Genomic DNA, 12,122 nt, shown 5'->3' with positions numbered 1-12,122 from the left:
TTTTCAGATTGGCAGAGCTTTGCTGCGAACCCGACATAACCACTTCCGCCGGGCTTGCCCGCATACTGCAAACAGACAACTCCTCTCCCCTCCCAAACCGTTGTTTTTATGGTATATACCACTGGTCCGAAAAATCGCCGGTCTCATCCGTTTAAAGGACAAAACCGCGAATTTCACTCGGTGGAAGCTGCCCTGAAACAGTGCTGATTCAGACGGCGTCAGGTTCGGTGGCTCTCCCGCCAAAGCGAGATTGCCCTGCCAATCCAGCCTGCCTGTGGCAGCCTCCCCGGACCGCGTGGGAAAACCCGCTAATGCGCCTTCAGTGACTTACCCCTTAACGCTGCCCGCTGACAATCCGCGGACAAACTGGCGCTGGAACAGAATGAACGCCACGATCATCGGCAGTGCGGAGATCGCCAGTCCGGCCAGCTGCACGCCGAAATTGGTATTCAGCTGGCTTCGCAGGTTCATCAGCCCGACCGGTATGGTACGCAAGTCGGCGTTTTCCACGAAAACCATGGCGAACATGAATTCGTTCCAGATCGACATGCTGGTGAGCAGCGCCGTGGAAGCGATAATCGGTCTACTCATCGGCAGGATCACGTGCCAGAATACCCCCCAGCTGTTGCAGCCGTCAATGTAGGCGGAGTCCTCTACTTCCCGGGGAAGAGAGAGGAAGTACGAACGGATCAGAAAAACGGCAAACGGGACGTGAAACGCCACATACGGGATGATCAGCGCCCAGTACGTATTGTAGATGCCAAGCAGTTGAAGCATTTTGTAAAGAGAAATCAGGCTGACCTGGGGAGCCAGCATCAAGCCGCTCAAGATCAGAATGAACAGGATCTGCCGTCCTTTAAATTCAAACCGGCTTAGCGCAAAGGCGGCCAGCGAGCTGATTAGGAGCACGAGGCCGACAGAGACAGTGGTAACCAGCACGCTGTTTAAAAAGTATTTCCCAACTCCCGCCGCCCAGGCAGCCTTGTAATTTTCCCAGTGCCACTCTGTGGGGAGCGACCAGGTGTCGAGGAAAAACTGGCTATTTGTCTTCAGCCCGTTCATCGCCAGCCAGAAAATCGGGTAAATCACACAGATTGCGTATACGAAAAACCAAATCAGGATGACGGCGTGCAGCGTCTTGTTCCAAAAAGCTCGGCCCTCCATTTCATCTCCCCCTCGTTGACTTACTCCTGCCCGGTCCTGGACAGCTTCAACTGCAGCAGCGACAGGATGAGCGTGATGACGAAGATCACCGTTGCGATCGTCGAGGCGTAGCCCATCTCGTCGTTACGAAAAGCGGAGCGATACAGCATGGTGCCCAGCACTTCCGTCGAGCGGCCCGGACCGCCAAATGTCATCACATAAACCTCGTCAAACACCTTGAACGCCCCGATCACCGTAATCGTCGCCGCCACCAGAATCATCTCCTTGATTTGCGGGATGGTGACGTGGAAAAACGTCTGAATCCGGCTGGCCCCGTCGATCATCGCGGCTTCGTACAGCTCCGACGGAATTTTGTGCATCGCGATTAAAAACAGCATGGCGATGTAACCGGTAAACTGCCACTGGGAGACGGCGATAACTGCGAAGATGGCCGTCTTGCTGTCGCCCAGCCAGGCGTGGGCCAGGTCCCCCAGCCCTGCCGCCTTCAGCGCACTGTTGATCAAACCGATGTCCGGATTGTAGAGCAATTGCCACATCAAGCCTACCACCGCAAGCGACATGACCGACGGGATGAAGAAGACGGTGCGGAAAAAGGGCTGCAGCCTGCGCATGAACTTTTCCTCGAGGATAGCGGCGACGATCAGCCCGCCCCCGACCTGAAACACGATCGAAATGACGGCGTAGAGTGCGTTGTTTTTTAAGGCGACATAGAAGACGGGGTCGGTGAACAGCCGACGGTAGTACTCCACTCCGACGAACACCCTTTCCGTGGAAAAGGCGTTCCAACGAAACAGGCTGTAACCGAAGTTCATCACGATCGGCAGGAAGATAAACACCAGGATTAACACCGTCGCCGGGAGCACGTACAGGAGAGCGGTGCGCCTATTCTGGTACAATTTCAATATCGATCCCCCCTGGTAAAGGGAGGGCCTCCTCAGGAAGAACCCCTCCCTTGTCGATCACTGCGACACTTCTTTTTTTACATCCTGAGCGACCTCCTGGACCTCATTCATGATCTGTTCCGGCGATTTCGTCCCGTTCAGCAGCAGTTGGAGGTTGGACAGATAAGTGTCGGCGATCTTGGCGTGGACGTCCGTGTCGAGCCATTCAGCCATGCCTTCCGACTCTTTCATGATGTCGACCCCTTCCACCACCTGTTTCAGCGCGGTCTGTTCGTTCACGGCTCCGGTGATCGGACTTGGCCAGCCCAGCGTCTTGACCAGCTTTTCCGCGTTTTCCTTGCTGGTTAGGAATTTCAGGAACTCCAGCGCTTCTTTCGGATGCTGTGTCTTGGATGAGACGATGAACCCGTCCGGTGCCCCGGTGATGTACTTCTGGTTCCCTTTTCCTTCCGGGATGTCCGGCATCGGGAAAAAGTCCCAATTGCCCGCCATGTTTTTCTCTACGTCGGGGAATTCTTCCAGTTCGAGGTAGAAGATGGCCCCTTTTCCAGCGAAAAACATCTGCTTGGCCATGTCGTGCGATGTAGAGTTGACGTTGCCTCCGAAGTAGCCCTTCACCTGCAGCTCTTTCAGGTACTCCAGCGCTTTGACATAACCGGGATCAGTGAATTCTCCCGACTTCGGATCGTAATCTTTTTGCCGAACCTCGGTGCCGACTAGCTTCTGGTTTAATCCTGTCAGGTAGTGGATCGATGGCCACGGCGGCTCGTTGCCGAAGATGATTGGTGTCTCTCCGGCGCTTTTCAGCTTATCGCAGACGGCCAGGAATTCTTGCCAGGTTTTCGGCTTCTGCAGGTTGTACTTGGCGAACATATCCTTGTTATAGACAAAAAACTTACCGTTAAAGCGCAGCGGAATCCCGTAGTTCTTGCCGTCCGAAACAAACGGCTGCAGCGAGGCGGGGATAAAGCTTTTCTTCCACTCCGGATCGTCGTCCAGGTACTTCGTCAGGTCAAGTGCCGCCCCGGAACGGACGAACTTGCGGGCGAATTCTCCTGACCAGGAGAAGGTGATATCGGGCACGTCACCTCCGCCCATGACGACGCGCAGTTTGTCTTTCATCGGCTCGTCTGCAACCGCTTCCATATTAATCTTGATGTTGGGATGAGAGCTTTCAAAGTCCTTTACAATCTGCTCAAAGTAGGGAGCGTACTCTGGCTGCGGCCACTTTTCCAAAAATTTCAACTGGATCTTTCCATCCCCTGCCGCGCTTTGGCCGGAGCAGCCGGTCAGCGCCGCCGAAACCGCCAACAGCACAGGAAGCAGCATGCTTATTACCTTGCCGGTTTTCATCTCGATTCAACCCTCCTTGATTCATTGAAAAGTGTTAAAACGGAACGCCGTGGCCAAACGCGCCGTCAACCAGACACGTCTTTGCCGCGAAAGCAGCACCTTTCTTCAGGCTCTCTGTGATCAATCCGAAATCGGAAGCGGCGGCGCCCCCTTTTCGCCCGGCCAGGTAGTTCAGGATAAATGCGGTGAAGAACGAATCCCCCGCTCCCAGCGTATCGGTCGCTGTCACCAGCTGCGGGGCCTGACGGTAGAACGAAGTCCCGTCGTAAAACACCGCCCCCCGCGTGCCCATCGTCGCCAGGCAAAGCCGGCTGCCGTAGCGGTTCACCGCTTCCAGCACCTCTTTGACCGCTTCGTCGGAGAGGTGGCTGCAGGAGAGGAAGCTGCAGGTGACGTACGGGCAGAGCTTCCGAAGATAGGCGTCGTTCCAGTCGGCGGAAAAGTCGTACGAGACGGGAACGCCAAGCGCCGCGATTTTGCCGATCTCCTCTTCCGTCCCGCTGTAGCAGCTGGAATGAACCAGATCCGCCCCCGCCAGCCAGGCCAGATCCTCGCTGTCCAGCCTGATGGGATAGTGCCGCTGCACTCCTCCCTTGTTTCCCCCGACGAACACCCGGTCACCCTCCACTACGTCCACCATCGCGTAGCCGTTCTCCCCTTGATGGTGCCGGCAGCGCGATACGTCAATGCCCATCTCCCGCATCACGGAAATGATGTGGGCTGCCGCCCTGTCGCTCCCAAAAACGCCGAGGTAGGAGGATCGCGCCCCCAGTTGGCTGGCATAGACGCTGAAGTTGAGCGCATTTCCTCCGGGATACATCATCTTCGTATGGACGTACATGTCAACGACGTTGTCACCGACCCCAAAAACGTGCAACATGTCTCCTCCCCCCCCCCACAATATCGCTCACTTTTCTGCATACTCGGCCGCAAACGCGCCAGTACCCGCTGCTGCAACGGTCGTCATCAGCGGCGATTCTTCATCGCCTAAGGGCCTTGCTCCATATGTTCGTTCACGTTAACCATCCCTTTTTATAAGTTCATCGATTGTTATATAAGGTCATAAAAATATAGGTTATATTTTTAATTCCAACGTTATTCGCTGTCCAATCGGTATATACCACTTCATCGAAAAAAAATATCTCTCTTGCGAATCACATCATTTTTGTAAATTAAGCTCCATGTAGAATTTGACAATGTCGCTGCGCGTCATCGACTTGGAGAATTCGATCGGCCGGCCGTTCGTATCGAACGCCACCGCCTCCAGCAGAATGCAAGGGCTTTCGTTTTTGATCTTTAGGAGCTTACTCTCTTCCTCATCTGACACCCCCACCTGCATGTACTGATTCGCTCTGACCAGCTTGATGCCGTATTGATCTTCCAGCACTTGATAGAGGGAGACGTCGTAGCCAATATACGTTTCAATCCCGGGACAGAATTTGACGGGAATGAGTGATTCCTCCAGCGCAACAGGAATATCGTCAGCAAGCCGAAGGCGCTTCATCATGACGATCTCTTCTCCTGGCTCGATTGCGAGCACTTTGGCAAGACCCGATTTCGCCTTATCCCTACGGATCTGGATCTCCCTCGTACTGGGCACCATCCCCCGCTCCAGCATCGTTTTCGTAAAGCTGTTGAACGTGATAAAATCCATCTCAATCCGCTTGCGGGCGATAAATGTCCCTGCTCCCACGCGGCGCTCCACCACTCCTTCCCGCTCCAGAATGGAGATGGCATGCCTCGCCGTCATACGGCTGATGTTGAACTGCTCGGCCAGATCCCGCTCTGAGGGAAGCTTGTCTCCATGCTGCAGCTTGCCGCTTTCAATCTCTTCGACAATAATCTCTTTCAACTGTTTGTAAAAAGGAACGGACGTAGAACCTCTCTTGTTACGATCGATCATAACTCTCTCCTATTCGCGTTGTGATGATTGGTCATTTTGCTAGCGGTATATACCACTAACTATATGATAAATAATCCAAACTATTCCGCCAACTTTGTCCTGCCTAACATTTTAACGAAGCTTTACGCTAAGCCCTCCATCTTGTCGGGATAGACATTTTTTCATACTCCTAGCCTGGTGTCCAGGGATGCCGCTAATGACATCCAGGAGGCGGCCGCCGCATCGCAGCAGCAAACCGCTTCGACAGAGGAGATGAACGCGGCCTCAGAGTCCTTGACGCAAATGGCCAACAAGCTGTCAGAACAGGTAAAACGGTTCACCGTTTAGGAAAAACGCGAGGTGCACTTCAGTTGATGAACTGCACCCCGCGTCTTTTTCTATTTCATTCTTGATACCCCTGTGCTCTGTTGTACGCTGTCCCCCCGCGCTCCGATCCGGCTACCCTTTTACGGGCTGCCAGCCGACGAGGTCGCGAATGATCACACTGGCCATGATTAATCCGGCAACAGACGGCACAAAGGCATTGCTTGCCGGAGGCTGGGTCACCTTGCGGATCGGCGAGTCCGGATTGACGACGACCTGCTGTAGGACATCGGCGTGGATGGGTACCGGAATCTCCTTGGAGTAGACCACCTTGACCCCTTTGTAGATGCGTTCCTTGCGCAGTTCGCGGCGGATCACCTTGGCGATCGGATCGTAGCTGGTCCGGGAGATATCTGCCACTTCAAACCGGGTTGGATCCATTTTGTTGGCTGCTCCCATGCTGCAAATGATCGGGATCCCGCGTCTCCTCGCTTCGAGAATCAGGTGAATCTTGGCGGAGACGACATCCATCGCATCGGCAATGTAATCCAGCCGGTGGGCGAACAGCTCTGATGCGGTCTCAGCGTTGTAAAACATCTGCATCGTCACCACTTCACACTCCGGGTTGATCAGGGCGATGCGCTGTTTCATCAGCTCGACCTTTTGCTGACCGATCGTCCCCAGGTTGGCATGGATCTGCCTGTTAATATTCGTAATATCGACGACGTCCTTGTCGATCAGGACCAGTTTGCCTACTCCGGTACGGGCCAGGGCTTCGGCGGTAAACGAGCCTACCCCGCCTACCCCCAGCACGGCCACAGCACTCCCTTTCAGCTTTTCCAGCCCTTCCGGCCCGAACGCCAATTCACACCGGGAAAATTGATGGAGCATAACGAACAACCTTTCAGATGAGATTAAATCGAAATCAATGCGGACGAAAACGGGAAAGAGCCCCGTTATGCCGTGGCCTCCCTTGCGTTTTGAACCTGCTTTGGGCAGGTGGGTGTTCTGCCGAATCAAGCCAGACGTCCACTTAAGTCAGAGGCATGTCTTTTTGATCAACGGACGGGGAACTCCCTGAACAATCATTGTGGCTCAAAACGATTGGCAGTCACGTACATCGCAGGACTCTCATCCTATTATCTCCCATTTGGCGAAGCGAAAAACAGGCAGCGAACACCCCGTTTACGCGTTTACCTTCGCTTCTTCTTCCTCTTCCGCCGTCACGGCAATGTGGAGCTGCTGAAGCTGTGCCGGATCCACTGCGTCTGGCGCATTCATCATCAAGTCGGAAGCGCTGGCCGTTTTCGGGAAGGCGATGACCTCGCGCAGATTGGTCCGGCCGGCAAGCAGCATGATCAAGCGGTCAAGACCGAGTGCAATGCCACCGTGCGGAGGTGTGCCGTACTCAAAGGCATCCATCAGGAAGCCGAACTGCTCCTGCGCCTCCTCGGGGCTGAAGCCGAGCGCCTTGAACATCTTCTCCTGCACGTCCCGCTTGTAGATCCGCATCGATCCTCCGCCCAGCTCGTACCCGTTGAGGACCATGTCGTACGCTTGCGCCCGCATGGCTCCCGGATCGGAATCAAACAGATGCAGGTCTTCGTCTTTCGGACGGGTAAACGGATGGTGCAGCGCGACATAGCGGCCTGCTTCTTCATCCCATTCCACCAGCGGGAAGTCTACCACCCAGAGGAAAGCGAATTGGCTGTGATCGATCAGGCCCAGCTCATGGCCGAATTTCAGGCGGAGCGCTCCCAGGGCGTCAGCCACCACTTTTGGCTTGTCGGCGACGAACAAGAGCAGGTCGCCTTCTTCGGCGGCGAGCCGCGCTTTCAACTCTGCCAGTTCGGCCTCGCTGAAAAACTTGGCGATCGGCCCCTTCAATTCGCCGTCCTTCAGGCCGATCCAGGCCAACCCTTTGGCTCCGTAGCGGGCCGCGAACTTCATCAAGTCATCCGCTTCCTTGCGGGAGTAGTGGCCGCACCCTTTGGCGTTGATGCCCTTCACCCTGCCGCCGTTTTCCACGGCGCTGGCGAACACCTTAAACCCGCTGTTCACCACGACGTCGGAAACATCGACCAGCTCCATGCCAAAGCGCACGTCCGGCTTGTCAGAGCCGTAGCGGTCCATCGCTGCCTGGTAGGTCAGGCGCGGGAAGGGCGTCGGCACGTCGATGCCAATCGTCTGCTTGAACACGTGGGCCACCATCTGCTCCATCATCGGCAGCAGCTCCTCCATCGGCAAAAACGAGGTCTCGATGTCCACCTGTGTGAACTCCGGCTGGCGGTCCGCCCGCAGGTCTTCGTCGCGGAAGCAGCGGGCAATCTGGTAGTAGCGCTCAAATCCGGAGACCATCAAGAGCTGCTTGAACAGCTGCGGCGACTGCGGCAGAGCGTAAAATTCGCTCGGATGGACGCGGGACGGCACCAGGTAGTCGCGGGCCCCTTCCGGTGTGCTCTTCGTCAGTATCGGCGTCTCCACCTCGAGGAAGCCTTGTCCGTCAAGGAAATCGCGAAACGCTTTGGCCGCTTTGCTGCGAAGGATGAAGGTGCGCTGCATCTCCGGACGGCGCAGGTCGAGATAGCGGTACTTCAGCCGCACCTGCTCGTCTACGTCAAGGTCGTCTTCAATCTGGAACGGCGGCGTCTTCGCTTCGTTCACGATGGTGATCTGGGAAGCAGCGATCTCGATTTCCCCTGTTTTCAGCTTGGGATTGACGGCCTCCGGATCGCGGGCAATCACTTTTCCCTTCACCGACAGGACGTATTCGCTGCGGACCTTGTCTGCCATCTCCCAGGCTTCCTTGTTTACCTCCGGATTGAATACCACCTGCACGATGCCGCTGCGGTCACGCAGGTCGATGAAGATGACCCCGCCCAGGTCGCGGCGCTTGTTCACCCAGCCGTTCAGCGTAATCTCCTGGCCCAAATGCTCTTTGTTCACTTCTCCACAAAAGATTGTACGGTACATAACGATCCTCCACTCTATTTCAGCTTGCTGGTAAGCGTTGCTACTGCTTCATTTGCCGACATGGTTTGCTGCTCCCCGGTGCCCATCTCCTTGACGACGACCGTGCCTGCCTGAAGTTCGGCTTCGCCGATGATCAGCGTGTAGCGGGCCTGCAGGCGGTCTGCCGCTTTCAATTGGGCTTTCATCTTGCGGTCCAGGTAATCCATCTCCGCCGTCAGGCCGGCACTGCGCAGCTGGTCCAGCAGGCGAAAGGTCTGCCGCTTCGCCTCAGGCGTCTGGATGACGACGTAACAGTCGATCGCTGTATCGACAGGCAGCTCTACTCCCTGTTTTTCCAGTGCGAGCAGGAGCCGTTCGATGCTCAGCGCAAAACCGACTCCCGGCATGTCTTCGCCGCCCAGCTCGGCCACCAGGCCGTTGTAGCGTCCGCCGCCGCAGAGCGTTTCCACGGCGCCAATCTCCGCCATCTTGATCTCAAAGGCGGTCTGCGTGTAGTAATCCAGCCCGCGGACCAATCTCGGGTTTACTGTGAAGGGAATCTCCAGATCGGTCAGATAGGACTGCACTGCTGCAAAGTGGGCTGCCGATTCCTCGCTCAGGTAGTCCAGAATCGAGGGGGCGTCCTTCGTCAGCGCTTGGCACTTCGCGTTCTTGCAGTCGAGCACCCGCAGCGGATTGCGGTCAATCCGCGACTGGCAGTCCTCGCACAGCTCGCTGCGGACGTTGTTCAGGAAAGCGACCAGCTCTACCCGGTGACGGGCCCGATCCTCCAGAGTCCCGACGCTGTTTAATTCGACGCTTAATCCCTTCAACCCCAATTCCTGGTAAAGGCGAATCGCTACCGCAATCGTTTCCGCGTCAATCGCCGGGTCGACGGCGCCGATCGCTTCGATGCCAAATTGGGTAAACTGGCGGAAGCGTCCGGCCTGCGGGCGTTCATGGCGAAACATCGGGCCGAGGTAGTACACCTTGGTCGGCTGGTTGGGCGCGCCGTACAGCTTCTTCTCCACATAGGAGCGAACGACTCCCGCCGTCCCTTCCGGCCGCAATGTCAACCCGCCCTCGCCGCGCCACTCGACGCTGTACATCTCTTTTTCGACGATATCAGTCGTCTCCCCGACTCCTCGTTGGAACAGCTCGGTGTGTTCAAAAATCGGCGTGCGAATCTCATGGTAATTGAAACGTCGGCAGAGATCGCGGATTTTTTGCTCTACATAGTGCCACAGCTCGACGGTTCCCGGCATGATATCCTGCGTACCGCGCGGGATTTGAATCTTGGACATGTCCTAACCCTCCTCTTTGACCTAAAAAAGAAAACCCCCCGCCTCTGACGAAAGCATCTGCTTTGCGTCAGGGACGAGAGGTTGGTTGTAACTCCCGTGGTGCCACCCTTTTTGGATACAAGTATCCCGCTTTTTACGGCCGGTAACGTCGGCCTGACGCCTGCAGCTACTTAGTATCACTACTGTTCGCAGCGGGTCCTCCGGGAAGTCATTCGCCAAGTCGTCATAGAGAAGTGCTCACAGCCTTGGACACTTCCTCTCTGGCTATGCGTTGCCTGGTTACTCGGTCCCATCATCAGATGCAAAATGTGAAAACTTATTACCGAATCATAGCAAATTGTCGAAACAGAGTCAATGACTGCTTCCCACAAAAATGTTTTTTACCGGGAAAGCTCTGCACCCTTGTTGTACAGTTCATCCAAATCCCGCAATTTGTCGGCCACAAGCTGTTTATACGTGTCGTTGTACGTCTTGGGATCTTTCGGATTCGCCCAGCGGGTCAATTTGCCCGAACCGGGTGCCATCAGCTTCGAGACGGCGCCGCATCCCAGCCCGAGAATCGTCTGCGCCTCTTCCATCATCAGGATGTTGTAGATGCTTTCGTATCCTTCCAGGGAGTAGCCGATGTTTTCGAGGTTGCCGAGTATGTTCTTTTGCCTGTACAAGTAGTAGGGAACATAGCCGTGTTCTTCCGTCCACCGGCTGGCCAGCTCCATCATTTGCTGGATTTCCGCCCGCCCGGCCACCTTGTACTTCTCCTTGTTTTGCGTCATCTCCGAAGCCCGTTTGAACGAGAGGGTGTGGACCGTCAGCGAGCTTGGCATCAGTTTTTGCACTTCGGCCAAACTGTGCTCCATATCGGACAGTCCTTCGTTTGGCAGGCCGATGATCAGGTCCATGTTGATATTGGTCAATCCCATCTCCATCGCCAGCCGGTATTTCTCCACCGTTTCCTGCACGGAATGGTGGCGGCCGATGGCATGCAGCGTCTCATCGGTAAAAGACTGCGGGTTGATGCTGATCCGGTCAACCTTCCATTTCTTCATGACGTCAATCTTTTCCGGCGTAATCGTATCCGGTCGTCCCGCTTCGACGGTCAGTTCGCGCACGTGTTCCAGATTGGGAAAAGACGCGTGCATCTCGGCAAACAAGCTGTCCAGCTCTTCCGCCGTGATACTGGTCGGCGTCCCGCCGCCGAAGTAGATCGAAGTAATCCGCATATCGTGCCGCCTGAGCCACTCGCCGACGGAGCGGATCTCGTAGCGCAGCCCTTCCAGAAAACCGCCCACGGAATTTTTTTGTCCCCCGATGGCATAAGCAGGAAACGTACAGTAGGCACACTTCGTCGGACAAAAGGGGATGCCAATGTAGATCGAGAGCTCCCGGTCAATCTGGTAAAAATCAGGCACTACCCGCAGCTGGCGGTCGACGATGCGCTGCAGCAGCTCCAGCTTGTACGGGCGGACCATGTAGTCTTCCCTGAGATGGCGATGAGCCTCCTCACTGCTCATCCCGGAGGTCAGCAGCTTGTGCAGCAGCTTTGTGGGACGGATTCCCGTGAGGATGCCCCACCCTTGCTCGATCCCCGTCAGCTGCTCCAACAGGCAGAGCAGAGTGTAGCTGACCGCTTGTTTGGCCGTCTTCTGCACCGCTTTAGGATCGCCGCCGACGTACGGCCGGGTATAGTCAAAGGAGAACTCCCGGCCTTCGGCCTGCAGCCTGCCGTGTGCCTCGGCTCCCCGACCGGTATGGTTGACCGAGAGAAAAATCCGCATGCCGGACTGGCTGTCATCCCAGTCGCCGACGTACACGATCTCGGGGTCTTCGTAAAACAGAGCGAGGATCAAGCCGATCTCCCGCTCAAATGTATGTCCTGCACATTTGATCTGGATCATGAAAGTCACCTGCTTTGCAAAGTACGCTACGCCAAGTGTAACGGTCCGGGGGAAGACCGTCAACCTGAAGCGATTGGCAGGTTTAACGCGTCATTTTTCCGCGGAGCTGACGCCCGTCTTTCATGCTGAGATGAAACTCCCGGGACAATTCCACATCGCTCATGGCCGACTCCCGCTCCAGGAAATCGTGAAAGTCGACCGATACGCCCTTGTTGTTCATCTGTTGCGCAACCGTTCCTTTAAAAGATTGTCGCATTGTGTTCCTCCTGCGTCGGGGCAAGATTGTGCCGGCACTTGCCTTTTCCTTGTAGTCTCTCCGGTTTCGGAGCGATCCAAACCTGCGAAG

General features: G+C 55.8%; 10 protein-coding genes, 1 other RNA gene and 1 other annotated feature. All 11 genes read right to left on the bottom strand.

Annotation, left to right across the window (positions count from 1 at the left end; translation table 11 throughout):
• Positions 1 to 327: 327 nt before the first annotated feature.
• Positions 328 to 1,164, bottom strand: coding sequence for a carbohydrate ABC transporter permease (locus tag ACI7RC_RS10035; RefSeq protein WP_408108105.1), 837 nt, complete (start codon positions 1,162 to 1,164; stop codon positions 328 to 330).
• 20 nt (positions 1,165 to 1,184) lie between these two features.
• Positions 1,185 to 2,060 (bottom strand): carbohydrate ABC transporter permease, encoded by an 876-nt coding sequence (locus ACI7RC_RS10030; protein ID WP_408108173.1) that lies wholly within the window; start codon positions 2,058 to 2,060, stop codon positions 1,185 to 1,187.
• 63 nt (positions 2,061 to 2,123) lie between these two features.
• Positions 2,124 to 3,419, bottom strand: a complete 1,296-nt coding sequence (locus ACI7RC_RS10025; RefSeq protein WP_408108104.1) for an ABC transporter substrate-binding protein — start codon at positions 3,417 to 3,419, stop codon at positions 2,124 to 2,126.
• 34 nt (positions 3,420 to 3,453) lie between these two features.
• A complete protein-coding gene (locus ACI7RC_RS10020) occupies positions 3,454 to 4,299 on the bottom strand; it encodes a PfkB family carbohydrate kinase (protein ID WP_408108103.1) in 846 nt (281 codons plus the stop codon).
• A gap of 279 nt (positions 4,300 to 4,578) precedes the next feature.
• Positions 4,579 to 5,322, bottom strand: coding sequence for a GntR family transcriptional regulator (locus tag ACI7RC_RS10015; RefSeq protein WP_408108102.1), 744 nt, complete (start codon positions 5,320 to 5,322; stop codon positions 4,579 to 4,581).
• Positions 5,323 to 5,760: 438 nt separating this feature from the next.
• Complete coding sequence (locus ACI7RC_RS10010; protein WP_408108101.1) at positions 5,761 to 6,516, bottom strand: tRNA threonylcarbamoyladenosine dehydratase; 756 nt, start codon at positions 6,514 to 6,516, stop codon at positions 5,761 to 5,763.
• Positions 6,517 to 6,571: 55 nt separating this feature from the next.
• Positions 6,572 to 6,757, bottom strand: a non-coding RNA gene (gene ssrS, locus ACI7RC_RS10005) — 6S RNA.
• Between the two features lie 53 nt (positions 6,758 to 6,810).
• On the bottom strand, positions 6,811 to 8,598 hold the full coding sequence (gene aspS / locus ACI7RC_RS10000; protein ID WP_408108100.1) for an aspartate--tRNA ligase: 1,788 nt from the start codon (positions 8,596 to 8,598) through the stop codon (positions 6,811 to 6,813).
• A 14-nt stretch (positions 8,599 to 8,612) separates the two neighbouring features.
• Complete coding sequence (gene hisS / locus ACI7RC_RS09995; RefSeq protein WP_408108099.1) at positions 8,613 to 9,881, bottom strand: histidine--tRNA ligase; 1,269 nt, start codon at positions 9,879 to 9,881, stop codon at positions 8,613 to 8,615.
• A 66-nt stretch (positions 9,882 to 9,947) separates the two neighbouring features.
• Positions 9,948 to 10,186: a binding site (T-box leader), on the bottom strand.
• A 75-nt stretch (positions 10,187 to 10,261) separates the two neighbouring features.
• Positions 10,262 to 11,776 (bottom strand): coproporphyrinogen III oxidase, encoded by a 1,515-nt coding sequence (locus ACI7RC_RS09990; protein ID WP_408108098.1) that lies wholly within the window; start codon positions 11,774 to 11,776, stop codon positions 10,262 to 10,264.
• 82 nt (positions 11,777 to 11,858) lie between these two features.
• Entirely contained in the window at positions 11,859 to 12,032 is a 174-nt protein-coding gene (locus tag ACI7RC_RS09985; protein WP_408108097.1) for a hypothetical protein, read from the bottom strand.
• Between the last annotated feature and the right edge of the window lie 90 nt (positions 12,033 to 12,122).

Source organism: Brevibacillus sp. B_LB10_24 (assembly GCF_046036945.1).
GTDB lineage: Bacteria > Bacillota > Bacilli > Brevibacillales > Brevibacillaceae > Brevibacillus_C.
This window is presented reverse-complemented; position numbering and strand designations above follow the sequence as displayed.